Source organism: Serratia sp. JSRIV006, from assembly GCF_019968685.1.
GTDB classification, from domain to species: Bacteria; Pseudomonadota; Gammaproteobacteria; order Enterobacterales; family Enterobacteriaceae; genus Chania; species Chania fonticola_B.
The window spans coordinates 849,366-875,019 of sequence record NZ_CP074137.1; the positions used below are offsets into that span (position 1 = coordinate 849,366).

General features: G+C 56.6%; 21 protein-coding genes and 1 riboswitch. Of the genes, 7 read left to right on the plus strand and 14 right to left on the minus strand.

The genetic code is table 11. The features are described from left to right. Positions 1-5 precede the first annotated feature (5 nt). Entirely contained in the window at positions 6-2,372 is a 2,367-nt protein-coding gene (lptD, locus tag KGP16_RS03910; RefSeq protein WP_094982159.1) for an LPS assembly protein LptD, read from the minus strand. Between the two features lie 230 nt (positions 2,373-2,602). Between lptD and djlA the strand changes: the two genes are divergently transcribed. Further along, positions 2,603-3,436, plus strand: a complete 834-nt coding sequence (gene djlA, locus KGP16_RS03915) for a co-chaperone DjlA (protein WP_021179279.1) — start codon at positions 2,603-2,605, stop codon at positions 3,434-3,436. A gap of 38 nt (positions 3,437-3,474) precedes the next feature. On the opposite strand, the gene rluA is transcribed toward djlA, so the two are convergent. The 3 genes from rluA to KGP16_RS03930 all read right to left on the minus strand — a co-directional run bounded on the left by rluA (position 3,475) and on the right by KGP16_RS03930 (position 9,809). Next, positions 3,475-4,125 carry a bifunctional tRNA pseudouridine(32) synthase/23S rRNA pseudouridine(746) synthase RluA gene (gene rluA, locus KGP16_RS03920; RefSeq protein ID WP_059199722.1) on the minus strand — a complete coding sequence of 217 codons (651 nt, stop codon included), beginning with the start codon at positions 4,123-4,125 and terminating at the stop codon, positions 3,475-3,477. 54 nt (positions 4,126-4,179) lie between these two features. After that, positions 4,180-7,086 carry an RNA polymerase-associated protein RapA gene (gene rapA, locus KGP16_RS03925; RefSeq protein ID WP_059199723.1) on the minus strand — a complete coding sequence of 969 codons (2,907 nt, stop codon included), beginning with the start codon at positions 7,084-7,086 and terminating at the stop codon, positions 4,180-4,182. Positions 7,087-7,442: 356 nt separating this feature from the next. Beyond that, positions 7,443-9,809, minus strand: coding sequence for a DNA polymerase II (locus KGP16_RS03930; protein WP_209523322.1), 2,367 nt, complete (start codon positions 9,807-9,809; stop codon positions 7,443-7,445). 170 nt (positions 9,810-9,979) lie between these two features. On the opposite strand from KGP16_RS03930, the gene KGP16_RS03935 reads away from it, so the two are divergent. The 3 genes from KGP16_RS03935 (at position 9,980) to dinQ (KGP16_RS03945) (ending at position 11,773) form a co-directional block, all read left to right on the plus strand. After that, entirely contained in the window at positions 9,980-10,747 is a 768-nt protein-coding gene (locus KGP16_RS03935) for a DedA family protein (RefSeq protein WP_021179284.1), read from the plus strand. A 394-nt stretch (positions 10,748-11,141) separates the two neighbouring features. Further along, positions 11,142-11,222 (plus strand): damage-inducible type I toxin DinQ, encoded by an 81-nt coding sequence (dinQ, locus tag KGP16_RS03940; protein WP_166735140.1) that lies wholly within the window; start codon positions 11,142-11,144, stop codon positions 11,220-11,222. 470 nt (positions 11,223-11,692) lie between these two features. Beyond that, on the plus strand, positions 11,693-11,773 hold the full coding sequence (dinQ, locus tag KGP16_RS03945; RefSeq protein WP_166735140.1) for a damage-inducible type I toxin DinQ: 81 nt from the start codon (positions 11,693-11,695) through the stop codon (positions 11,771-11,773). Positions 11,774-11,839: 66 nt separating this feature from the next. On the opposite strand, the gene ilvN is transcribed toward dinQ (KGP16_RS03945), so the two are convergent. From ilvN to sgrR, 7 genes are all read right to left on the minus strand, one after another. Beyond that, positions 11,840-12,133: an acetolactate synthase small subunit gene (ilvN, locus tag KGP16_RS03950; RefSeq protein WP_021179286.1), complete on the minus strand. Its 294-nt coding sequence runs from the start codon at positions 12,131-12,133 to the stop codon at positions 11,840-11,842. Positions 12,134-12,136: 3 nt separating this feature from the next. Then, a complete protein-coding gene (gene ilvB, locus KGP16_RS03955) occupies positions 12,137-13,831 on the minus strand; it encodes an acetolactate synthase large subunit (RefSeq protein WP_059199725.1) in 1,695 nt (564 codons plus the stop codon). Between the two features lie 113 nt (positions 13,832-13,944). After that, the gene (gene ivbL / locus KGP16_RS03960) at positions 13,945-14,058 is read right to left on the minus strand and encodes an ilvB operon leader peptide IvbL (RefSeq protein WP_193569011.1); all 114 of its coding nucleotides are present in this window, start codon (positions 14,056-14,058) and stop codon (positions 13,945-13,947) included. 88 nt (positions 14,059-14,146) lie between these two features. Beyond that, positions 14,147-14,851, minus strand: a complete 705-nt coding sequence (gene thiQ / locus KGP16_RS03965; protein WP_059199726.1) for a thiamine ABC transporter ATP-binding protein ThiQ — start codon at positions 14,849-14,851, stop codon at positions 14,147-14,149. Continuing rightward, positions 14,838-16,445: a thiamine/thiamine pyrophosphate ABC transporter permease ThiP gene (gene thiP / locus KGP16_RS03970; RefSeq protein WP_094982156.1), complete on the minus strand. Its 1,608-nt coding sequence runs from the start codon at positions 16,443-16,445 to the stop codon at positions 14,838-14,840. Before thiP ends, thiQ begins: the two co-directional genes overlap by 14 nt. Next, positions 16,421-17,407, minus strand: coding sequence for a thiamine ABC transporter substrate binding subunit (gene thiB / locus KGP16_RS03975; RefSeq protein WP_059199728.1), 987 nt, complete (start codon positions 17,405-17,407; stop codon positions 16,421-16,423). The genes thiP and thiB overlap by 25 nt, the downstream gene beginning before the upstream one ends. 56 nt (positions 17,408-17,463) lie before the next feature. After that, positions 17,464-17,582: riboswitch (TPP riboswitch) on the minus strand. 37 nt (positions 17,583-17,619) lie between these two features. Then, positions 17,620-19,281: an HTH-type transcriptional regulator SgrR gene (gene sgrR, locus KGP16_RS03980; RefSeq protein ID WP_223500844.1), complete on the minus strand. Its 1,662-nt coding sequence runs from the start codon at positions 19,279-19,281 to the stop codon at positions 17,620-17,622. 92 nt (positions 19,282-19,373) lie between these two features. Here sgrR and sgrT point away from each other — a divergent pair, with 92 nt between their 5' ends. The 3 genes from sgrT to KGP16_RS03995 all read left to right on the plus strand — a co-directional run bounded on the left by sgrT (position 19,374) and on the right by KGP16_RS03995 (position 22,498). Then, the gene (gene sgrT, locus KGP16_RS03985; RefSeq protein ID WP_071682170.1) at positions 19,374-19,547 is read left to right on the plus strand and encodes a glucose uptake inhibitor SgrT; all 174 of its coding nucleotides are present in this window, start codon (positions 19,374-19,376) and stop codon (positions 19,545-19,547) included. 147 nt (positions 19,548-19,694) lie between these two features. Next, positions 19,695-20,882 carry a sugar efflux transporter gene (locus KGP16_RS03990; protein WP_094982154.1) on the plus strand — a complete coding sequence of 396 codons (1,188 nt, stop codon included), beginning with the start codon at positions 19,695-19,697 and terminating at the stop codon, positions 20,880-20,882. Positions 20,883-21,025: 143 nt separating this feature from the next. Next, entirely contained in the window at positions 21,026-22,498 is a 1,473-nt protein-coding gene (locus KGP16_RS03995; RefSeq protein ID WP_209523328.1) for a DASS family sodium-coupled anion symporter, read from the plus strand. Between the two features lie 45 nt (positions 22,499-22,543). Here the strand turns inward: KGP16_RS03995 and leuD are convergent, their stop codons facing one another. The 3 genes from leuD to leuB are packed head-to-tail and all read right to left on the minus strand — an operon-like array spanning position 22,544 to position 25,653. Next, a complete protein-coding gene (gene leuD / locus KGP16_RS04000; protein WP_024483541.1) occupies positions 22,544-23,146 on the minus strand; it encodes a 3-isopropylmalate dehydratase small subunit in 603 nt (200 codons plus the stop codon). Between the two features lie 11 nt (positions 23,147-23,157). Beyond that, positions 23,158-24,558, minus strand: a complete 1,401-nt coding sequence (gene leuC, locus KGP16_RS04005) for a 3-isopropylmalate dehydratase large subunit (RefSeq protein ID WP_021179306.1) — start codon at positions 24,556-24,558, stop codon at positions 23,158-23,160. Between the two features lie 3 nt (positions 24,559-24,561). Further along, the gene (gene leuB / locus KGP16_RS04010) at positions 24,562-25,653 is read right to left on the minus strand and encodes a 3-isopropylmalate dehydrogenase (protein ID WP_223500845.1); all 1,092 of its coding nucleotides are present in this window, start codon (positions 25,651-25,653) and stop codon (positions 24,562-24,564) included. Between the last annotated feature and the right edge of the window lies 1 nt (position 25,654).

Below are 25,654 nucleotides of genomic sequence, written 5' to 3' on the forward strand. Positions count from 1 at the left end.
CAATATCAGAATGCGCGCTGGTAAGGCAGAATACCCGAGCGCAGCATTTCATTGGTGCCAAGGCTGTGATCGCTGCTCAAGCCGCGCAGCTCGACGTTGAATGAAACTTTGTTATCGTACTTGCTGACCTGATTGCCGTTGTCCCAATCGGTGATCTTACGCTCATAACCCACGTTAACCGCCCAGCAGCAGGTGTTATAACGCAGGCCGACCAATTGGTTGGCGGTTTGTTTCGCACGGGTATCGTAGTAATACGCCCCGACCACCGCCCAACGATCGGCAATCGGCCAACTGGCCACCATACCGACCTGTGAAATACCGTCCTGATAGCCCGGGTTGCTGATATCCGGCAGGGTTGCCGAAATATATTCCGGGCTGGCATAACGATAGTTCAACTGCACCATGCGATTCTGATCCTGACGATATTCCACAACCGCGTCGCCTAACGCGACGCTATCGAGACGGGTGTCGTATTGCACACCACCACGCAGGCCCCAGCGATCGTCAATCTTCCAATAGGTGTCACCAGCCCAGACGACGCTGCCGGTATCATCGCTATTATCAAAGTTGCTACTTTGATCCCCGGTCCGCGAGCGACTGAGGTAGTAGATTTGACCTACGGATACGTTAAAACGTTCAACCAGTGCGTCATCATAAATACGCGAGGTGACACCGGCTGCTACGCGGTTCTGCGAGGCGACACGATCAAGGCCGCTGTAGGAACGGTCGCGGAACAGGCCTGAGTAGTCGGTTTGCAGCAGGGTTGAGTCATAGGTATAGATGTTGCTTTGGTCGCGATAAGGCACGTACAGGTACTGCATACGCGGCTCAATGGTTTGGGTAAAACCTTCTGACCAATCCATTGGGCGTTCGAACACCACTTTGCCGTCGGTCTTGAACTGCGGCAGTACGCGGTTGACCGAATCTTCCAGATCGGGAACCGGGCTCCCCGGGTTACGGCTGGCATAGTCGGCGGCAAAACCGTTTGGAATGGTCTGCTGGAAATGCGTTGCCATCAGTTTGGCTTCGGTATTCAGGCTACCCCAACTGTTGGCCAGCGGCAGATTGATCGCCGGTTCCACATGCCAACGAGTGGCTTTTGGGTTATTCGGGTTGACGCTGGTAAAGTTGGCAACCTGGCCGTAGGTGTGGAAATCAAACGGGCCGATATCCGATTTATAGTAGTTGAGATCCAACTGTGGCTGCGCACGGTAGGCGTTTTGGTTGCCCACCCCGCTGAAGATCTGGAACTGCTTGGAAGCCAACGTGGCATCCCAGTTCTCATCGGCATAACCGACGCTGAATTTCTGCGTGGCGTAGCCATCGGTGGTGGAGCCGTATTTGGAGTCCAGATCGGTGAAGTAATAAGGGTCGCTGACCTTGGTGTAGTCGACGTTGAAACGCCACACCTGATTCATTACGCCGTTATGGCCCCAGTAGAACAGCCAACGCTTACTGTCGTCGACATCCCCATGGTCTTTTTCGAACTGCCTATCGCTTGGCAGCCAGTCGAAGGCCATGGTGCCCAGACCCGGTTGCAGCAGATAACGGAATTCGTTCTGCCACTGCAGGCCACGATTCGTCATGTAATGCGGGGTGATGGTGGCATCAAAGTTTGGCGCTATGTTCCAGTAATACGGCAGCATGAACTCGAAGCCGTTATTACTGCCATATTTGGCATTGGGGATCAGGAAGCCGGAGCGGCGTTTATTGCCCACTGGCAGCTGCAAATAGGGGCTGTAGAACACCGGCACCTTGCCAATCTTGAAGCGGGCGTTCCACACTTCGGCCACTTCTTCTTCGCGATCGAGGATCACTTCGGAGCCCACTACGCTCCAACTGTTATCGCCTGGCAGGCAAGAGGTGAAGGTACCGTTTTCCAGGATGGTGTAGCGGTTTTGGCCGCGCATCTTCATCTTGTCGGCGTCACCACGCCCTTGGCGACCTACCATCTGATAGTCGCCCTGATAGACGTCGGTATCTTTGGTGTTCAGGTTTGACCAGGCTTTAGGGCCTTTCAGTTTGATCTGATTATCCGCATAGTTCACGTCACCGGTGGCGGTAACGGTACGGATCGGATCCGGTAGCCCATCTTTTTGCGTCTGCTTCAGCTCAACCTGCTTCGCCGTCAGGGTGCTGTTGCCCTGTTCGACGTTGACGTTGCCAGTGAACAGCGCGTTGTTCGGATAGTTGGCTTCTGAATCATCGGAAATGATGGTGACCGGCAGGCTGTTGGGGTCGCCGCTGATCAAAGGTTTATCGTAAACAGGCACGCCGAGCATACATTGCTCGGCCAGATCTGCCAGCGCGTGCTGACTATAAATTGCCGTCCAAATCAACGTGGCCAGCAGTGTTGGGAAACTTTTTTTCATACGCGGTATTGGTGTTCCGTCATCAGAGGCGTCATGTCCGGCAAACGGTCAGAGACTATATCACTCATCAGCGTTGCGCTAGTGTTAAATCCTGCCGTTCGATTGCGTCGTCGTTAGGCGCAGAGATAAATGACAGGTATGATAATCGAATTCTTGGAAAAAATCGCCTTAACCCTTGCTCGTACCGATAGGGATACACGGCTTATTACGGTTTGATAGTTGGGGAGTATATGCAGTATTGGGGAAAACTGCTCGGAGTGATTGTCGCCATTTGGGCTGGCGGCGGATTCTGGGGTGTCGTGCTGGGGTTGATCGTTGGCCATATGATCGACACCGCACGTAATAACAAGCGCAGCCGGGGCTTCTTTACCGACCAGCAAACGCGGCAGACGTTATTTTTTCGCACTACCTTTCAGGTTATGGGGCATCTGACCAAATCGAAAGGGCGGGTGACCGAAGCCGATATCCAGATAGCCAGCCTGTTTATGGACCGCCTGCAGCTGCATGGCGAAGCCCGTACCGCGGCGCAGCAAGCGTTCCGCGAAGGCAAGCACAGCCAGTTCCCGCTGCGTGAAACCTTGCAGCAGTTGCGCAGCATCTGTTTTGGTCGCTTTGATCTGATTCGGATGTTTCTGGAAATTCAAATCCAGGCCGCGTTTGCCGACGGTTCATTGCATCCGAATGAACGCCAGGTGCTGTATGTGATCGCCGAAGAGCTGGGTATTTCCCGCGCTCAGTTCGATCAGTTCCTCAGTATGATCGAAGGAGGGCGTCAGTTTGGCGGCGGCAGTTGGCAGGGGCAGCAAGGGGGATACTCCCAGGGCGGCTACCAGCAGGCGCAACGTGGCCCGACGCTGGAAGATGCCTGCAAGGTGCTGGGCGTGAACAGCAGCGACGATGCCACCACCATCAAGCGTGCCTATCGTAAGCTGATGGGCGAGCATCACCCGGATAAGTTGGTCGCCAAGGGATTGCCGCCGGAAATGATGGAGATGGCGAAACAGAAAGCGCAGGAGATCCAGGCCGCCTACGACCTGATCAAACGCGAGAAGGGCTTTAAGTAGTTGTCGTTAAGGGCGCCGAGTGCGGCGCCCTTAAAAACTCAGAAATCCGGTTCTACGCGAAAATGCATCGGGGTCTGGAACGCGGGATGGGTGATACGCAACTCTTGTGCGTGCAGTTGCAGGCGCGGTGCCATCGCCTTGGCCTCTGGCGGGGCGTAGAAGCCATCGCCGAGAATGGGGTGACCCAATGCCAGCATATGCACGCGCAATTGGTGTGAGCGCCCGGTGATGGGCAGCAGCTTGACCCGCGTGCTGCCATCCGGGTCCCGGGAAAGCACCACATATTCGGTCTGCGCAGCCTTGCCGGTTTCGAAACACACTTTCTGCAAGGGCCGGTTCGGCCAGTCGCAAATCAGCGGTAAATCCACCAACCCTTCATCCTGTGCCATATGCCCCCACACGCGGGCGATATAGCATTTTTTCGGCTCGCGCTCGCGGAACTGGCGTTTTAGCTCACGCTCGGCGGCCTTGTTCAATGCCACCACGATCACCCCGCTGGTCGCCATATCCAGGCGATGCACGGATTCTGCCGCCGGAAAGTCTGCCTGGATACGCGTCATCAGGCTGTCCTTGTTCTCCGGAGCACGGCCAGGCACGGAAAGCAGTCCGCTAGGTTTGTTGACCACGATGATGTGCTCATCCTGATACAGCACGTGCATCGGATCTTGCGGGGGATTGTAAGGTTCCATGTTAGCTCCGCTGAGAAGGGCAAACCGGGGAGCCTTGGCTCCCCGCTGTGTGGATCACTGGTGCGTCACCACTACCAGACGAATAGCATCCAGCCGCCATCCCGCTTCGTTGAGGTTAATCAGCACCTGCTTGCGGTTGAACTCCAGCGCTTCGACTTCGTCATCACGGATATTCGGGTTAACCGCTTTCAGGGCTTCCAGACGTGCCAGCTCGGTGCTCAGCTTGTCATCGGCCTCTTGCTTGGCCTGTTCGATCAGGGCGCGCGCCTGTTCTTCCACCAGGCTTTCTGCCTGTTGCAGCATCACGTGCACTTCTTGTTGTACCGCATTGACCAGCTTGCTGGAGGTGTGGCGATTGACCGCGTTCAGTTGGCGGTTAAAGCTTTCGAACTCGACCTGTGCCGCCAGGTTGGTTCCCTTGCGATCCATCAACATGCGGATCGGCGTTGGCGGCAGGAAGCGGGTCAACTGCAGGTGTTTAGGGGCCTGGGCCTCAACCACATACACCAGTTCGACCAGCAGGGTGCCCACCGGCAGTGCCTTGTTTTTCAACAGGGAAACCGCACAGCTCCCGGTGTCGCCGGAGAGGATCAGATCCAGCCCGTTGCGGATAATCGGGTGTTCCCAACTGACAAACTGGGCATCTTCACGCGACAGTGCCTGCTCGCGATCAAACGTCACGGTGCAGCCATCTTGCGGTAGCCCAGGGAAGTCCGGTACCAGCATATGGTCGGATGGGGTCAGGACGATCAGGTTGTCGCTGCGGTCTTCCTGATTGATACCGACGATATCGAACAGGTTGAGTGCAAAGCTCACCAGGTTAACGTCGTTGTCCTGCGCAGCAATGGCTTCCGCCAGCGCCTGCGCTTTGTCACCGCCGTTGGAGTGCATTTCCAGCAGACGGTCACGGCCCTGTTCCAGCTGCATTTTCAACTGTTTGTGCTGCTGGTTACAGGCATGGATAAACTCGTCCAGACCTTCCTGCTCGGTAGGGGCGGCCAGGTAGCCAATCAGCTGCTCGTAGCTGCTGTCGTAAATCGGCCGGCCAGTTGGACAGGTATGCTCGAAGGCATCCAGCCCTTCATGGAACCAGCGGCCCAGCACGGCCTGAGCGGTGTTTTCCAGGTACGGCACCATGATCTGGATATCGTGCATCTGGCCAATACGATCCAGACGGCCAATACGCTGTTCCAGCAGATCCGGGTTGAACGGCAGATCGAACATCACCATCTGGCTGGCAAACTGGAAGTTACGCCCTTCCGAACCGATTTCGGAGCACAGCAGTACCTGCGCGCCTTCTTCCTGTGAAGCGAAGTAGGCGGCGGCACGATCGCGTTCGATAATGCTCAGCCCTTCGTGGAACACGGCGGCACGGATCGCTTCGCGCTCGCGCAGCACCTGCTCCAATTGCAGAGCTGTCGCGGCCTGGGCACAAATCACCAGCACTTTTTCATGACGGTTGGCGACCAGATAATCCAGCAGCCACTCAACGCGCGGATCGAAGTTCCACCAGGTCGCATTCTCCCCTTCGAACTCCTGATAAATCTGTTCTGGGTAGAGCATGTCGCGGGCGCGGGCTTCGACGGTTTTCTTGGCGCTCATGATGCCGGACACCTTGATCGCCGTCTGATATTGCGTTGGCAACGGCAGTTTGATCTGGTGCAGGTGACGGCGTGGGAAGCCTTTTACGCCGTTACGGGTGTTACGGAACAGCACGCGGCTGGTGCCGTGGCGATCCATCAGCATGGTGACCAGTTCCTGGCGCGCCTGTTCGCTGTTGTCGGTATCGCTGTTGGCCGCTTTCAGCAGTGGTTCAATGTCCTGCTCGTCGATCAGCTCACCCAGCAGGTTCAACTTGTCATCTGCCAGACGCTCGCCGCTCAGCAGCAGCGTCACCGCATCGGCTACCGGACGGTATTTCTGTTGATCGGTGACAAACTCCTGGTAGTCATGGAAACGGCTGGGATCCAGCAGGCGCAAGCGGGCAAAGTGGCTTTGCTGGCCAAGCTGCTCCGGAGTTGCCGTCAGCAACAGTACGCCCGGGATGTGCTCCGCCAACTGTTCAATCACCTGATATTCACGGCTCGGCGCGTCTTCGCTCCAGGCCAGATGATGAGCTTCGTCTACCACCAGCAGATCCCAGTGGGCATCGGCCAACTGCTCAAGGCGCTGTTTGTTGCGACGCACGAAATCCAGCGAGCAGATCACTAACTGTTCGGTTTCGAACGGGTTGCTGCTGTCGAGCATCGCTTCGGAATAGCGGCTATCGTCAAACAGTGAGAAATAGAGGTTGAAGCGACGCATCATTTCAACCAGCCACTGATGTTGCAGGGTTTCCGGTACCACGATCAGCACGCGTTCGGCGCGGCCAGCCAGCAGTTGCTGATGAATAATCATCCCGGCTTCGATGGTTTTACCCAGGCCCACTTCATCGGCCAACAGAACGCGCGGTGCATGGCGCTGGCCGACCTCGTAGGCGATATGCAATTGGTGCGGGATCAGGCTGGCGCGCATGCCGCGCAGGCCAGCGAACGGCAGGCGATACTGCTCGCTCTGGTATTTGCGGGCGCGGAAACGCAGCGCAAAGCGATCCATGCGGTCAATCTGACCGGCAAACAGGCGGTCTTGCGGTTTACTGAAGGTCAGCTTGCTGTCCAGCAGCACTTCACGCATAGCGACGCCGCTTTCCTGGGTGTCCAGACGCGTGCCGATATAGGTCAACAGGCCGTTATCCTCTTTGACTTCCTCCACCTGCAACTGCCAGCCTTCGTGGTTGCTGATGGTGTCGCCCGGGTTAAACATCACGCGGGTGATTGGCGAGTCGTTTCTGGCATAGAGGCGGTTTTCACCGGTTGCGGGGAAAAGCAGGGTGACCATGCGCACGTCAAGTGCTACCACGGTTCCCAGTCCCAATTCGCTTTCCGTATCGCTGATCCAGCGTTGACCAAGTGTAAAAGGCATAGTTTGTCGGCTCGATTCTTATTAAGTAAGTCTTGCTACCCGGCAGATAAGCCCTGGGTAACCTGTTTCAACTGCTTGCTATTCCCGGCATCTTGCCTGCCACCGCGTTGTTACCGGTTGGCGAGCTTTATTTTCATTTAGCGGGTAATAGCCTGTTACGCCAGACGTCTGGTGACGGCATGGCGACAACGATGTTGTGAATAGTGGTTCAGAATTTGGGAAGGGCGCTATGGTAATGGAAGGCGGCGCATTCGTCACCTGTAAAACCCGATGATTTTTTCTTCCCAAATGCCGACTAACACCAGTAAAAAGAAAGGGTTTCCCCATGGGATGGTATTACCCCCAGCTTTGACCGCTCAGAACAGGCCTATCTGCCTGGTTACCAACGCCGAAAAATCGTCGTACAGGAAGGGAAGTATAGCGTCTGCTACCGGTTGCAGCTGGCGTTCGAGATAATGGTCGTAATCGATCGCGGATTGCCGGGTTTCCAACGGCTCTGGCCCGGCTAGCGTCATTACATAGCTGATCCAGCCACCGTTCTGATATTGCAGCGGCCGCCCCTGTTGACGATTATAGTCATCGGCCAGGCGGGCTGCTCGGGCGTGTGGCGGGACATTGCGTTGATAGTCGTCCAGCTTGCGCCGCAGGCGTTTGCGGTACACCAGCCGGTCGTCAAATTCGCCGTTCAGCGTTTTGGCCACGTAATCGCGCACAAAGTCTTGATAGGGCTGGCGCTTGAAGATGCGTTGATAGAGCTGCTGCTGAAACTGCTGCGCCAGCGGGGTCCAGTCTGTGCGTACCGTTTCCAACCCTTTATACACCATCTCTTCACTGCCGTCCGGTTTGCTGATCAACCCTGCGTAGCGTTTTTTGCTGCCCTGCTCGGCACCGCGGATGGTAGGCATTAAAAAGCGGGAGTAGTGGGTTTCAAACTCCAGCTCCAGCGCATTTTCCAGCCCATATTGCTGTTGTAGATGCTGATGCCACCATTGATTGACGTGATCGAGCAGCTCGCGGCCAATCTCGGCGGCCTGCTGTTCACTGTGGGCCTTTTTCAGCCAGACAAAGGTCGAGTCCGTATCGCCGTAGATCACCTGGTAACCTTTAGCTTCGATCAACTCTCGCGTCTGGCGCATGATCTCATGGCCGCGCAGGGTGATCGAAGAAGCCAGCCGGGGATCGAAGAAGCGACAGCCGCTCGATCCCAGCACGCCGTAGAAGGCATTCATGATGATCTTGAGCGCCTGCGACAGCGGCTTGTTGTTGTGGCGTTTGGCCGCTTCGCGCCCCTGCCAGATCTGGCGAACAATCTCGGGAAGGCAGTGTTTGGTGCGGGAGAAACGAGCCTGGCGAAAACCCGGCACCGAGTTTTCATCATCCGGGTGCTGCATGCCTTCTACCAGCCCGACGGGATCGATCAGGAAGGTGCGGATGATCGACGGATACAGGCTTTTGTAATCCAGTACCAGCACCGAATCATACAGGCCGGGCTGTGAATCCATCACAAAGCCGCCGGGGCTGTGCTCTTCCGGCAACTCCCCAAGGTTGGGGGCCACATAGCCCTGACGATGCATGCGCGGGATATAAAGGTGGTTGAAGGCCGCCACCGAACCGCCGCTGCGATCGGCCGCCAGGCCGGTCACGGTGGCGCGCTCAAGCAGGAAGGTCAACAGTTCGGTTTTGGCGAAAATGCGCGTCACCAGCTCGCAGTCTTTCAGGTTATAGCGGGCAAGAGCGGGTTTATCTTCGGCAAAACGGCGGTCTATTTCCGCCATCCGCTGGTAAGGATTGTCGATCGATTTCCCTTCCCCAAGCAGCGTTTGCGCCACATATTCCAGGCTGAAGGACGGGAAGTTCCAGGTGGCCGACTTCAGCGCCTCGATACCGTCGATAATCAATCGCCCGGAGGCCGAGGCGAAGAAGTGGTTTTGCTTAAAGCCATGCTCGCGCCACTCCAACAGGTTACCGCCACGGCCAAAGCGCAGGGGGATCTGATACCGCTCGGCGTGTTTTTGCAGTACCCGCAGATCGAACTGCACCAGGTTCCAGCCGATAATGGCGTCTGGATCGTGCTGCTCCAGCCATTGATTCAGGCGTTCCAGCAGCTGTGGGCGGCTGTTGCAGTATTCCAGCTCGAAATCCAGCGCCTCAGTGCCGCCGTTGGCCGGGCCGAGCATATACACTTGGCGTTGGCCACAGCCTTCCAGCGCGATGGAGTAAAGCTCACCATGGGCGGTGGTTTCGATATCCAGTGATACCAGCTTTAGAGTGGGGCGGTAGTCTGGGGCAGGCTTCATCTGGCCATTGAGCCACAGGCCATGACCGTCGGGTTGGCCGTTGAACCACACCGGGGCGGTGATAAAGCGCTCCATCAGATAGCGTTCCGGCGGGCGGATATCAGCCTCAAACACGTTGACGCCGCCCTCTTTGAGCAGCTTTTCCAGCTTGATCAACTGACGATGCTGGCGGCAATAAAGGCCCATCACCGGACGGGAATGGAAATCCTGCAGCGGCAGGGGTTTCAGCTCGACATGACGCTCTTCACGCAGCAACAACTCGGCCCGCTGACGCTGTTCGGCGGGAATGAATGCCACGGAGGTCTGTGGGGCCAGCCGTAGCCGTTGTGGCCCGCTATCGGTTGCCAGCCAGAACTCAACTTCGGTACCGGCGGGCGTATCACGCCAATGGCGAGTGAGTAAGAAACCCTGCTGTAGAGATGTCACTAGTTCCTGATCATCGATGTTCTATAGGTGTTTATAGTATGGGTTTTTATACAGTAATTGTCTATCACTGGCCGGATTGGCTAAATCTACATACAATTCAACGATTGACTCCCCCTGGCCCGCGCCGGACAATCCTTCGCCCATATGTTTAGCATACCAACAGAGGTTTAATGGAAGCCTATTTACAGCAGTTGATCACCCAGTCATTGGCTTTCACCCTGGTGGTGGTCATGTTGGTGGCGTTCCTGGAGTCGCTGGCGTTGGTCGGTTTGTTATTGCCGGGCACGGTGATGATGGCCAGCATTGGCGCACTGATCGGCAGCGGGCAGGTGGACTTTTATATGGCCTGGGGGGCGGGTATTGTCGGTTGTCTGCTGGGGGATTGGATCTCCTACTTTATCGGCCGGGCTTTCAAGGGGCCGCTGCACCGCTGGTCGTTCCTGAAAAAGAACAAGGCGATGCTGGATAAAACCGAGCATGCGCTGCATCAGCACAGTATCGTTACCATTTTGATCGGTCGCTTTGTTGGCCCGACGCGCCCGCTGGTGCCGATGGTGGCCGGCATGCTTGATCTTCCTCCCTACAAATTTGCCCTGCCAAATATCATCGGTTGCCTGACTTGGCCACCGGTCTATTTCTTCCCTGGTATTCTGGCGGGAGTCGCGATCGATATTCCTGCTAGCGCCAACAGCGCGTTGTTCAAATGGCTGTTGTTTGGCGTGGTGGTGCTGGTCTGGCTGGCGGCCTGGCTGAGTTGGCGCTGGTGGCGTGAAGGAAAGCGCAGTGCCGATAAGCTGACGCGCTGGCTAACGCCGAAGCGGCTGCGGTTGGCCTGTATTGCTAGCTGGGGAGGGGCGCTGGTGTGTTTCTATTACATGCATCAGCAGGCGTTGATGCCGGTATATCGACACCTGTTGTGGAAAGTGCTGGCGGGCTGATGTCAGGCGTAAAAAAACCGACTGGTGAGGTCGGTTTTTTTATTTTCCGATTCAGAGATGGAGACTCTGACCGGTTGAAGCCGCATTCATCTAACCGGATCAATTTTATCTTTGATACCCTCCAATGTCAAAAGCTCAGAAATCGGATATCTAGTATGTCATGCCTTGGGCTGGTTAAGATACAATCAGCGGGTTAGCGCTGTTGCTGTCTTTACTTCGGTGTGCGCATGTACCTATTCAAGCCCTGGTCGGGTGTACGGGTGGTGCCGTTATCCGATGCTCTGGCCGGAGTGAAGCCGCATTTATCTAACAACTGAGTGCTGCGCTGTGACAGGCAATGTAAGGGTAAGCGGCGGTGGCTCACTCCATGTTATGGAGAAAACGGGTGATTGATATCGATAAGGCAATCATCGTTCTTGGGGCGCTGATCGCGTTGCTGGAACTGATCCGTTATGTGCTTCAGTTACTGAACTGATAACGGAAACGTAGCTAAGGCCGGGGGCTAACCACTTCCCGGCCTTTAACATTTATGGAAAGTGCTGGCGGGCGAGTTTCAGGCGTAAAAAAACCGACTGGTGAGGTCGGTTTTTTTATTTCCCGGGCTGGAGTTGGTCACTCTGACCGGATGAGACAGCACCCATCTAACGTAGTTGATTTTATCGTCGATCGTCCTCAATGTCAAAAACGCAGAAATCGGAAATCTGTTATGTCGCGCCCTGAATTGGTTAAGATATAATCAGCAGGTTAGCTCTGCTGCTGTCTTTACTTCGGTATGCGCATGTACACATTCAAGTCCTGGTCGGGTGTACGGATGGTGCCGTTATCCGGCGCTCTGGCCGGAGTGAGACTGCACCCATCTAACAACTGAGTGCTGCGCTGTGACAGGCAATGTAAGGGTAAGCGGCGGTGGCTCACTCCATGTTATGGAGAAAACGGGTGATTGATATCGATAAGGCAATCATCGTTCTTGGGGCGCTGATCGCGTTACTGGAACTGATCCGTTATGTGCTTCAGTTACTGAACTGATAACGGAAACGTAGCTAAGGCCGGGGGCTAACCACTTCCCGGCCTTTAACATTCAGCCGCCAAAGCTTATTGGAAGAACGCCTCCAACTGCTCAAACACCCGCATATCTTCGTTATGGCGTTTCACCTGTAATACATCCTCCAGCTTTTCAACCTGGCTGATCATCTGCACCAGGCGCTGATCGTCGGCCACCAATAGCCAAATGCGGCTCTGGGTCCCATCTTTCAGCGGCATACACAAAATACCTTCCACGTTAAAGGCACGGCGGGCAAACAGGCCGCAAACGTGGGTCATTACGCCCGGATGGTTCCGTACCGCCAACTCCAGGATCACCTGTGGATTCTTTTGTAGTGATTGCATGGCTTATTCTCCAATCATTTCGATGTTGGCGGCACCTGGTGGCACCATTGGGTAGACTTTTTCGTTGATATCGATCAGCGCGTGGATCAGGCAAGGGCCAGGGCGTTGGATCGCTGCCAGCAGCGCAGCCTGTGGATCTGGCTCGGCATTCAAATCGCAGGTGTCCAGGCCAAAACCGGCGGCAATTTTCAGGAAATCGGTACGCTTTGGATAGGTGGCGGCAAAGATATGCTGTTGATAGAACAGCGTCTGCTGCTGGTGTACCAACCCCAAGGCCTGGTTGTTCATCAGGATGATTTTCACGTCCAGATTATGCTCAACGGCGGTCGCCATCTCCTGAATATTCATCATCAGGCTGCCGTCACCGGAGAAACACAGCACCTTGCGCTGAGGCTCTGCCAGGGCTGCGCCAATCGCAGCAGGCAAACCAAAGCCCATGGTGCCCAAACCGCCGGAGGTCAGCCACTGGCGCGGGCGGCTCAGTGGATAAGCCTGGGCTACCCACATCTGATGCTGGCCTACATCGGTGGTGATAATGGCGCTTTCGTCCACGCAGCGTGCCGCGGCCTTAACCAGCCCGTAATGGCTCAATGGGTCTGCCACATTTGGCATGTTGATCGGGAATTCACGCTTCAGATCGTTAACGGTGTTCATCCATTCGGTACGCGGCTGTGCTTCAATCATCGGTAACAGCTGTTGCAGCACCTGGCCGACGTCGGCATGGATGGCAATATTGGCCTGTTTTACCTTGCCCAGTTCGGCACGGTCGATGTCCACGTGGATAATCTTGGCGTTCGGGCAGAATTGCTCGGTTTTACCGATTGCCCGGTCGTCGAAACGGGCGCCCAACACGATCAGCAGATCGGCTTCCTGCAGGATAAAGTTGGTGCTGCGCGCAGCATGCATCCCCAACATACCTAATGACAGAGGGTGTTCTACCGGCATTGCGCCCAATGCCATCAGCGTCATGGTGGTTGGCAGGTTGGAGCGCTCGGCCATTTCCAGCGCCGGTTTATGGGCTTCTGCGCAGATAATGCCGCCACCCAGATACAGAATAGGCCGCTTGGCCTGATTGATCATGGCCGCAGCCTGTTCAACCAGCTTACTGTCAAAGGCCGGTGGGGCGTCGGGTACGGCCATTGGCGGTAATGAATCCCACTCAATTTCGGCGGTTTGCACGTCTTTCGGGATGTCGATCCACACCGGGCCTGGACGGCCGGATTCGGCAATGCGGAACGCGTCGCAGATCACCTGTGGCAGATCGCTGATATCGCGGACCAGATGGTTGTATTTGGTGATGGGGATAGAGATACCGTAGGTATCGACTTCCTGGAAGGCATCGGTGCCGATCATTGAGGATGATACCTGGCCGGTGATACACACCAGCGGGATTGAATCGAGCTTGGCGTCGGCAATAGCGGTCACCAGATTGGTGGCTCCCGGGCCACTGGAAGCGATGCAGACCGCCGCCTTGCCGTTGGTACGTGCCATGCCCTGCGCCATAAAACCGGCCCCTTGCTCGTGGCGGGCCAGCACGTGCTGGATGACGGTGCTTTGGCTCAGAGCATCGTACAGCGGCAGCGCTGCGCCACCGGGAATGCCTGCAATAGTGGTGATACCCTGACGCTCCAGCAGATGCACGATCAGCTGTGCGCCGGTAATACGTTGGCCTTGGTGTGGCGTGCCCGAAGTTGCCATGTGCCTATCCTTTTCTCTGGGCCGGTTAGCTTTTCTGGGCAGGGGGACTAAAACAAGAAACCCCGCCCGGTTTGCGCCGGCGGGGTTTGGGAATCGATGCGTTGATTCGGACCCTACGGCGCGTTGCCGACGACCACCACCACACGCACGACGACCACCGCGGCTGGTAGCGCGGTTGTTAGTAGGGTCGAGGTCAGCGAGGATGCGATCACAGGGAGCCTTATCATCAATAGTAAAAAACAGAATTTTATAAAACCACAGGTGCAAAATTCGCACAACAGGTTTATTGGTTCAGCATAAAAAACGCGTGGTAGATCACGGTTTAACCAGAATACCCAGCACCTGGGCCTCCGGTGCGCTGCCGCTGACCAGCGCCTGGGTCGGGCCGTCGTAATAAATCCGCCCATCCACGACCAGCAAGGTACGCGGCGCGATGCGGGCAGCATCCTCAAGATTGTGTGACACCATCAGCAGCGTGAGTTGGCGCTGGTCGCAGACGTTTTGCAGCAGTTGCAGCATCTCACTGCGTAATGCCGGATCGAGTGCAGAGAAAGGCTCATCGAGCAGCAGGATCGGCTGCTGGCGGATCAGGCAACGCGCCAAGGCTGCCCGTTGCCGCTGCCCGCCGGAAAGCTGCGACGGCAGGCGTTGCAGATGTTCTTCCAGCCCGACCTGCTGGGCAATCTGTGCCAGTTGTTCCTGCTGGGCGGCGGTTAGGTGCAGGCCAGGATCCAGCCCCAGGCCGATGTTTTGCCTGACCGTCAGGTGGGCAAACAGGTTGTTTTCCTGAAACAGCATCGACACCGGGCGTTTGGCCGGTGGCGAAGCGGTATGATCGCTTCCGTTGAGCCACAGTTTGCCGCTGGCCGCTGGCAGGAAACCCGCGATCAGGCTGAGCAAGGTACTTTTGCCTGCGCCGCTAGGGCCCAGCACCGCGACGTGTTCTCCCGGCTGAATGCGCAGGTCAAAACGCATCGGCAGGTGTTCATATAGATAGGTCAGTTTTTCAAGCGTCAGCATGGCGGCCCGGTAAACGTTCAATCAGGGTAAACAGCAGGAAACAGAGCAACAGCAGCAGCAGGGCGGTCACGGCCCCATCGTTGCTACGGTATGCGCCAATCTGCTGATAGAGATAAAAAGGCAGAGTACGGAACTGCTCGTTGCCGAACAGCGCTACCACGCCGAAATCGCCAATCGACAGCACACAGGCAAAAGCCAAAGCCTGCGCCAGCGGGCGTTGCAACGCTTTCAGCTCGATCCAGCGCAGCCGCTGCCAGCCGTGGATATCCAGCGATAAGCAGAGCGGATTATAACGCTCGGCCAGATCGCGCATCGGATTTTCCAGCACTTTCAGCGCGTAGGGCACCGCCATCAACGCATTGGTGAGGATCACCAGCGCATACGGCGACTGCGGCAGCCCAGTGGTATCGCTTAGCAACAGGAAGAAACCGGTAGCCAGCACAATACCCGGCATCGCCAGGATCACCATGCCGCTCAGTTCCAGCGTTTGGCCCCAGGCGGCCCGTTGCCGCAGCTTCAGTTCACGGCTGCTCCACAGCAGCATCATGGTCAATACGACACATAAAATACCCGCCCCAAGTGCGATGCGCAGTGAGGTGAACAGGGCCTGCCAGAGAATGGGCTGTTGCAGCACGGTGACCAGCGTTTGGTTGGCACCGTCGATGATCACCGCCAGCAACGGAGGCAACAGCAACAATAGCGCTGCGGCAATCAATAGCGTATCGCTAATGCGCCGCCCCAGGCTGTCCTGCGGATCGCGCCAGCGCTGGGCGTGGGTATGGCCAACCGGTAGAGCCTGGCTCAAACGCTGGCTGAGCACCACCAGCCCCAGGCAGCAGGCCAGTTGGATCAGCGCCAGCAGCGCAGCGCGGCTGAGATCGTAGTCGTAACTCAAGGCCTGATAGATCGCCAGTTCTATGGTGGTAGCCTGCGGCCCGCCGCCCAACGACAGCACGGTTGCAAAGCTGGCAAAACACAGCATAAATACCAGTGCGCCGCTGGGTAAGATCTGGCGGCGTAACGCAGGCCATTCCACAAAGCGGAACTGCTGCCAGCCGTTCATCCCCAGCTGCGCGGCCAGTTGTCGCTGCTCGGTGGGAATGTTCTCCAGCGCCTGTAGCAGCAGGCGAGTGGCCAGCGGCATATTGAAGAACAGATGCGCCAGCAGGATACCTTGCAGACCATAAGGCGAAAAACTGTAGTTCACGCCCAGCCAACCACACAGCGTTGCCAGCCAGCCTTGCCTGCCGTAGACGCTCAGCATGCCAAACACCGCCACCAGCACCGGCAGCACCAGCGTCATGGCGCACAGGCGCAGCAGCAGTTTGCGGCCAGGGAAACGTCTGCGGTACAGCGCCCGGGCCAGCCAGATGGCAGGCACCACCGAGATTACGGCGGAGAGCAGCGCCTGCCAAAAGGTAAAGCGCACCACGTGCCACAGGTAGCTGTCCTGCCACAGGCTACGCCAATCGCTTTCGGGCGCATGACGCCACAGCGAGCCCATGGCCGCCAACGCGATCAGCAGGATCAGACCGGCGGCCATCAGCCCCGGCCATAACCAGCGGGGGATCAGTGGCTGACGGCGGTTTGCCATGCCCGGATCCAGTTACCACGCTGTTGTGCCACTTCCTCGGCGCTGAATTGTAATGCCGTTTGCGGCACGGTCATCTGTTCAAAACCGGCAGGCAGTTCCGTCTTGATCACCGGGTACATCCAGTTTCCGGTAGGAATGGTGTTCTGGAAGGCCGGGGAGACCATAAACTGCATGAAGCGCTCGGCCAGTTCTGGCTGTTTGCTGGCCTTTAGCTTGCCAGCGACTTCGATTTGCAGGTAGTGCCCCTCACTGAAGCTGGCCGCCGCATAAAGGTCTTTTTTCTCTTCGATCAGATGGTAGGCGGGGGAGGTAGTGTAGCTCAGTACCATGTCGCCTTCCCCTTTCAGGAACAGGCCGTAGGCTTCACTCCAGCCTTTGGTCACGGTGACGGTTTTCTTCGCCAACTGTTGCCAGGCGAGCGGTGCTTCGTCGCCATACACTTTCTGCATCCAGAGCAGCAGGCCAAGGCCAGGTGTGCTGGTGCGCGGATCCTGATAGATGATCTTCAGGGGGCGGTCGCTGCTCACCAACTCTTTCAGGCTGGTCGGCGGGTTCTTCAGCTTGTCTTTGTTGTAGACGAAAGCAAAGTAGCCATAGTCGTAGGGAACGAAGGTCTGGTTGTGCCAGCCACCGGGAACGGTGAGCTTGCTAGTATCGACTTGGCTGGCGGTGAACAGATCGGTTTGCTGCGCGGCTTGCAGCAGGTTGTTGTCCAGGCCCAAAACCACGTCGGCGGCGCTGTTCTTGCCTTCCATTCTCAGGCGGTTGAGTAACGATACGCCGTCTTCCAGCGCCACGAATTTCAATTCGCAGTCACATTCGGCCTCAAAGGCTTTTTTTACCGCTGGGCCCGGGCCCCAGTCGGCAGCGAAAGAGTCGTAGGTGTAGACCGTCAGCGTTGGCTTGGCCAGGACGGGCATCGCCGCTAGCAATAATAAACAGGGCAGGTATTTTTTGACCACTTTGCACTCCTAATAGTAAAGGGGCAAAGGTATCTGAGGGCTGGGTTAACGAAGGCTAACGCGCCATGCTCAAATCCCTCCGCCGGTATTGACCGGATCAGGTTCGACGGGTGTGCTCTCAGCGGAAAACCGTTGGCCAAAAATTGGCTTGTTCTCCGCACCCCGTTGAGTCGGCGCTATTGTAGAGGCTTAGGGGCGTGGGTGAAAGGCGATTATGCTTCCGGTGGCGCAAACCACGCAGATTTAAAATCGAACCAACCGAGGGTATTCATCCGTACCCCGCGCATGCTGCGTTGACCATGCAGTTGCAGCCAGTGATGGAATAACGGATGCAACTGATGGCTGCTGACCAGGCGCTGGCAAAACTCGGCCATGGACAGGCGATTTTCCCGCCACTGAGCGGCATCCTGCGCGATATCCTCCGTCAGACAATGTTGTATCAGCGGTAATTCGTACAGCGTGGCAAACAGAGAAAACTCCAGCGGCAGGGTGAAGTTGGCGCTGCCTAACCACAGATCGCTTTGCGCCTTGCCCTTATGCCAGACTTCATAATCCACGGCCTGCACATTGAGTTTGATACCCTGTTCGGCTAGTAGAGAGGCGATAGCCTGCTTGATTGCGTGGAACTCGGAGTGTTCGTTATAGAAGGTCAGGGTCAATTCGGTTAAGCCCGTAGGCTTGGGCTGCTGCCCCAGCACACGATTATGCAACCAGCGCGGGAGAATGCCATAGGCCGGAGCCCAGTAACGTTGGTAGAGCGGCCCGGCGTGGCTCAGCAGAGCGATAGGGTTGATCAGTTCGCTTAACCAACTGCGGATTGCCGGATCGGCCGCCAGTGCCGAACGCTGGTCGAACAACAGAAAATAACAGCCTTCTTCGAGGCGGCTTTCCAGCTCGTTCCTGCCGGTATCATCCCCTTGTAACTGTACGCCGGAGTGCGCCAGCTCTTCGGTGATTTCCGGCAATACCCAAATGTTGACCTCATCGATCAGGGCACGATAGCCAAAGTAGTCGTCAAAGGCATGAATTTTCATCTGGCTTTGGTTGTTGTGTATCACCCGATAGGGGCCGGTGCCAATCGGATGGCGGGCAAAATCCGGCAGGTTCTGCCATTCGCGCGGCAGGATCATGGCATGTACGCTGCTCAGCAGCCAGGGCAGCCAATAGTCCGGCGTGTGCAGATATACATCGATGACATAGGGCGTAGGTGAGACGATCCTGTCGATATGTGAAAATAGCGGTTGTGGGATCAGGCGGTTGAGTGAATAGATAACATCTTCCATTTCCAGCTCACGGCCATGATGAAAATGGATCGCCGGGCGAAGATAAAAGCGCCAGTGTAAAGGGGTGAGCGTTTGCCAATGATGTGAAAGATCGGGCTCAAGTTCCCCGTTTTCCTCATTTACCCGTGTCAGGCCGTTGAAAATCTGTCTTGCCAGGTGGGTTTCTGAACGACGCAGTGCCGAACCGGGTAACAGGTTGTAAAGCTGACGATAGTAGAGCACGCGCAGGATATGTTTCCCCTGGCGGAAGCTGCGCCCCAGCTGGGAAAGCAGCATTTGGCGTACTACGTCTTTATCGCCCACCAGTTGAACCAGTTGGTCGATGCGATCCTGTTCCAGCAGTTCCTCGGCGCGCTGTTGTTGCAGTGCCAATCCGGTGTAGTGAAAGCTGAGCTGTGAACGTTTACCCCGGCCGGACTCGGCCTGCCAGGTCAGCCAACCCTCGTGCTGCATGGCTCCCAGCAGCGAACGAACATGGCGGCGGGAACAGCTGAGTACCTCTGCCAACTCTTGCAGCGTGGTTTCGGTGGTTTGGCCATGGCAGCGTTGCCACAGGCGAATGAACTGTTGTTGCAGGCGTGAGGTGGACATAAAAGAGGAACTCTCTGGCATCAAGTCGTCAATTTATCTTTCCCTATATTACGCCGATAATGAGGGCAGTTGAATCAGCGGAGGGATAACAAATGACGGTTCTGTTAACTAAACAGTTTTATCAGCGTTATTTCACCGCCATCCGCCGCCAGCAGGCCGATTGGCTGCAGGTGGTCCCTGAACAGGCGCGGCTGGAGATGCTGGCCCACTTGACCCAGTGGGACATCGCCACGCTGAGCGACAAGCAATACCGTGAGCGTATCTGACGTTCACCGCAAAAGTGTTTCTGAGTAATGGTGCTTTTCACCAGCCAGTGGGGTTACCCACTGGCATTTTTATCTGCCGTCTTTACTTCCTTCGGCAATTTTCCTTCTGTAGCATAGCCTTCTTTATTTCTGGATAGGGATATCGCTATGAATTTCAGACGCTGGTTACCGCGCCGTTTTAATCCCGTTTTTGCCGCCTTCCTGCTAATAGCCTTCCTGACCGGCATTGCTGGAGCGCTGCAAGCCCCCACGCTAAGCCTGTTTCTGACCACCGAGGTAAAGGTGCGGCCGCTATGGGTAGGCATGTTCTATACCGTGAATGCCATCGCCGGGATCATCGTCAGCTTCCTGTTGGCCAAGCGTTCGGATACCCGTGGCGATCGGCGCAAGCTGATCCTGGTGTGCTGTGCCATGGCGCTGGCCAATAGCCTGTTGTTTGCATTCAACCGTGATTATCTGACGTTGATCACCGTAGGCGTGCTGCTGGCCGCGATTGCCAATACCGCCATGCCGCAGATTTTTGCCTTGGCGCGTGAGTATGCGGACAGCTCGGCACGTGAAGTGGTGATGTTCAGTTCGGTGATGCGTGCTCAGCTTTCACTGGCCTGGGTGATCGGCCCGCCGCTGTCATTTATGTTGGCACTGAACTACGGCTTTACCGTGATGTTTATGATTGCGGCGCTGATTTTTGCCGTCAGCGTGCTGCTGGTGTGGCTGATATTGCCTTCGGTGCCCCGTGCCGACGTTGAGATCAGCGTAGATTCTCCGCCTATTGCGCCAATCAGCGCCTGGCGCGATCCCGATGTGCGCTTGCTGTTTGTGGCTTCGATGCTGATGTGGACCTGCAACACCATGTATATCATCGATATGCCGCTGTACATCACCGCCGATTTGGGCTTGCCTGAACGGCTGGCAGGTTGGCTGATGGGCACCGCCGCCGGGCTGGAAATCCCGGCTATGCTGCTGGCGGGTTATTACGTCAAACGCTTTGGCAAACGCAATATGATGCTGTTTGCGGTGGCGGCAGGCGTGCTGTTTTATGCCGGGCTGGTGTTGTTCAAGTTCCAGTCGGCCCTGATGATATTGCAGCTGTTCAACGCGGTGTTTATCGGCATTATTGCCGGGATCGGCATGTTGTATTTTCAGGATTTGATGCCGGGGCGGCCCGGTGCCGCGACCACCATGTTTACCAACAGCATTTCGACCGGGGTGATCCTGGCCGGTGTACTGCAAGGCGCGCTGGTAGAAAACTTTGGGCACTATGCGGTTTACTACCTGATTACTCTGCTTGCCATCCTGGCGCTGTGGATGAGTGCCAAAGTTCGCGAAGTGTGAGCTGTAACACCCGGTTAGTTGATACATATCATTGAGGAAACCGCTCCATTCTCACTAAGATAAACGGACTCAGAGCGTGAGCTTCACGCTCTTATCCATCTTGCTATTAAGATGCCGATCCCGTTGATAAAAGTGGGTATGTTATGGATAAACTAACGCCGCTCAAACCCGTTCCTTCCCTCTGTGCCGTTATCGCCGCTTTGCTGATCTGGTTTGTGATCCCTGTTCCAGAAGGGGTGGCACCGAATGCCTGGCATTTGCTGGCCCTGTTTATCGGGACCATCATTGCCATTATCGGCAAGGCGATGCCGATCGGCGCCGTATCCATCATTGCCATTGCGCTGGTGGCTGTGACCGGAGTGACCAACCCTGGCAAGCCAGGGGCCGCGCTGGACGATGCACTGAGTGGGTTCTCCAACCAACTCATCTGGCTGATCGGTTTCTCGATCATGATCTCTCTGAGCCTGAATAAAACCGGCCTGGGATCGCGCATTGGCTACTACTTTATCTCGCTGTTTGGCAAAAAAACGCTGGGGATCGCTTATGCGTTAACCCTGGCGGAAACCGTGCTGGCCCCGGTTACGCCGAGCAATACCGCCCGTGGCGGCGGGATTATCCACCCGATAATGAAATCGATAGCGGACAGTTTTGGCTCCAAGCCCGAGCTGAATACCTCCGGCAAGATTGGCCGCTATCTCTCGCTGGTGAACTACAACATCAACCCGATCACCTCGGCGATGTTTATCACCGCAACTGCGCCTAACCCGCTGATTGTCAATCTGATCGCCAAAGGGGCCGGTTCCGAGTTTGAACTGACCTGGGGCATGTGGGCGGTAGCGGCGCTGGTACCGGCGATCTGTTCGCTGATCGTCATGCCGCTGGTGGTTTATTGGCTGTATCCGCCGGAAATCAAAAGCACCCCGGATGCGCCATTGTTTGCACAGGATAAGCTGCAAACTCTGGGGCGGATAACCCTGCCAGAGAAAATCACGCTGGGCGTGTTTGCTCTGTTGCTGGTGATGTGGGCCGGGGTTCCGGCGATGATTTTTGGCCCTGCACTGGCAGTTAACCCGACGACGGCTGCGGTAATTGGTCTGGCGATCCTGCTGGCAACCGGCGTACTCAGTTGGGACGACGTGTTGAAGCACAAAGGGGCCTGGGATACCGTGGTCTGGTTTGCCGCCTTGGTGATGATGGCGACCTATCTCGGCAAACTGGGTCTGATTGGCTGGCTGTCACAAACGGTAGGCTCGGGTATCGATCATATGGGGATGAGCTGGGTCGGGGGGACCATTTTGTTAACGCTCGTCTATCTCTATTCGCATTACTTCTTTGCCAGTACCACCGCGCACGTGACCGCCATGTTCGCCGCGTTCTTTGCCGCAGGTATTGCCCTTGGTGCACCACCGGCTCTGCTTGGCCTGATCCTGGCCTTCTCGTCTTCACTGATGATGTCGTTAACACATTATGCCACCGGTACCGCGCCGATCATCTTTGGGTCGGGCTATGCCACCCTGGGGGAATGGTGGAAAACCGGCTTTATCATGAGCGTGGTCAACCTGCTGATCTGGGCACTGATCGGGGGAGTATGGTGGAAGTGGCTGGGTTATTGGTGATGTTGATGAAAGCCTCACCCGCCGGGCGGCAGGTGAGGCTGAGGTTTAGTTCAGAAACGCCGGTTGCTGCGCCTCGTAGCGGGAAATCTCCGCTTCGTGCTGCAACGTCAGGCCAATGCTGTCCAAGCCGTTAATCATGCAGTGGCGGCGGAAGCTGTCGATCTCAAACGGGTAGCTTTTGCCTCCGGCATTCACCGTCTGGTTTTCCAGATCGACCACGAACTCCGTGCCTTCGTGCTCTGCAACCAGCTTAAACAGCGTATCCACATCCTGCTCGCTCAGCGTGACCGGCAGCAGCTGGTTGTTGAACGAGTTGCCGTAGAAGATATCCGCAAAGCTTGGTGCAATCACCACCTTGAAGCCGTAATCGGTCAGTGCCCATGGTGCGTGCTCACGGGATGAGCCACAGCCAAAGTTTTCCCGGGCTAACAGGATGCTGGCCCCTTTATAGCGCGGAAGGTTCAGCACAAACTCAGGGTTTGGCTGCTGGCCCGCGTCGTCCAGGAAGCGCCAGTCGTTGAACAGGTGCTGGCCGAAACCGGTGCGGGTGACTTTCTGCAGAAACTGCTTCGGGATAATGGCGTCGGTATCGACGTTGGCCGCGTCCAGAGGCACCACTAAGCCGGTATGTTGAGTAAATTTAGCCACGCTGGTGCTCCTTAATGCAATTCACGGATGTCGGCAAAATGGCCGGTAACGGCAGCAGCGGCAGCCATTGCCGGGCTGACCAGATGGGTACGCCCACCGCGGCCCTGACGCCCTTCGAAGTTACGGTTGCTGGTTGAGGCACAGCGTTCGCCTGGGTTCAGACGGTCGTTGTTCATCGCCAGGCACATGGAGCAGCCTGGCAGACGCCATTCGAAACCAGCCTCGATAAAGATCTTGTCCAGACCTTCCTCTTCCGCCTGCGCTTTGACCGGGCCGGAGCCAGGCACCACAATTGCCTGCACGCCTGCGGCCACTTTACGGCCTTTGGCAATGGCGGCTGCGGCACGCAGATCTTCGATGCGTGAATTGGTGCAAGAGCCGATAAACACTTTATCGATTGCGACGTCAGTCAGCTTGATGCCGGGTTTCAGATCCATATAAGCCAACGCTTTTTCAGCTGAGGCACGTTCCACCGGATCGCTAAAGGAATCGGGGGTTGGGATCGCCTGATCGACCGCGATAACCTGCCCAGGGTTGGTGCCCCAGGTCACCTGTGGTGCGATATCTTCCGCCCGCAGGGTGATGGTGGTATCGAATTTGGCTTCGGCGTCGGACTTCATGGTGCGCCAGTAGGCCACGGCCTGCTCCCAGTTTTCCCCGGTAGGAGCGAACTGGCGGCCTTTCAGGTAATTGAAGGTGGTGTCGTCTGGCGCAACCAGGCCAGCTTTGGCACCCATCTCAATCGCCATGTTGCACAGCGTCATGCGGCCTTCCATGCTCAACGCTTCGATCGCTTTGCCACAAAATTCAACGACGTGGCCAGTACCGCCAGCGCTGCCGGTTTTGCCGATCACGGCCAGCACGATATCTTTGGCGGTGATACCTTCTGCGGCCTCGCCGGTGACTTCAATCTTCATCGTCTTGGCGCGGCCCTGCTTCAGGGTTTGGGTTGCCAGCACGTGTTCCACTTCCGAAGTACCGATACCGAACGCCAGCGAGCCAAAGGCACCGTGCGTGGCGGTATGGGAGTCGCCACAGACGATGGTCATGCCCGGCAGCGTCATGCCTTGCTCAGGGCCGATCACGTGCACAATACCCTGGAAGGGGTGGTTCAGGTCATACAGTGAGACGCCGAACTCTGCGCAGTTCTTGATCAGCTCTTGCATCTGAATGCGGGCCATCTCGCCACTGGCGTTGATGTCTTTGGTCTGGGTCGAAACGTTGTGATCCATGGTGGCAAAGGTCTTGCCCGGCTGACGCACTTTGCGCCCCATGGCACGCAGACCGTCGAAGGCCTGCGGTGAGGTCACTTCATGCACCAGATGTCGATCGATATACAGCAGCGGCGTCTCGTTTGGCGCTTCATGCACCACGTGGGCATCGTATAATTTCTGATATAAGGTCTTGGCCATGATTTACGCCCCCTCAGCCACGAAGCGGGCAATGATATCGCCCATTTCATTGGTGCCGATGGCTTTGCCAGCACCGGCCAGATCGGCGGTACGGTAGCCCTGTTCCAACGCCTGATTAATGGCGCGCTCGATCGCATCTGCAGCTTCATCGGCACCCAGGCTGTAACGCAGCAGCAGGGTGGCAGACAGAATTTGCGCGATCGGATTGGCAATGTTTTTGCCCGCGATGTCAGGTGCAGAACCACCGGCTGGTTCGTACAGGCCAAAGCCCTGTTCGTTCAAGCTGGCAGAAGGCAGCATGCCCATCGAGCCGGTGATCATGGCGCATTCGTCCGACAGGATGTCGCCGAACAGGTTGGAGCACAGCAGCACGTCGAACTGGGACGGATCTTTGATTAACTGCATGGTGGCGTTGTCGATATACATGTGCGACAGCGACACATCTGGGTAATCCTTGGCGACCTGAGTCACGACTTCACGCCACAGGATGGAGCTTTGCAACACGTTGGCTTTATCAATCGAGGTGACGATGTTGCGGCGCTTGCGGGCGGACTCGAAGGCGATACGGGCGATGCGTTCGATCTCAAAGCGGTGGTAGACCTCGGTATCAAAGGCGCGCTCATGCATTCCCTTGCCTTCACGGCCTTTGGGTTGGCCGAAGTAGATGCCGCCGGTTAACTCACGTACGCACAGAATGTCGAAGCCACGCGCGGCAATATCGGCACGCAGTGGGCAGAAATCTTCCAGACCTTGGTACAGGCGGGCAGGGCGCAGGTTGCTGAACAGTTTGAAGTGCTTACGCAGCGGCAGCAGCGCACCGCGCTCCGGCTGCTCTGCCGGTGGCAGGTGTTCCCATTTAGGGCCGCCCACCGAACCGAACAGGATGGCATCGGCCTGCTCGCAGCCGGCAACGGTCGCTGCGGGTAATGGGGTACTGTGGCGATCGATGGCAATGCCACCGACGTCATATTCACTGGTAGTGATGCGGATACCAAAGCGTTGGCGCACTGCATCCAACACTTTGTGGGCCTGGGCCATTACTTCCGGGCCGATCCCGTCTCCGGGCAAGACGGCAATGTGGTAAGTCTTAGTCATG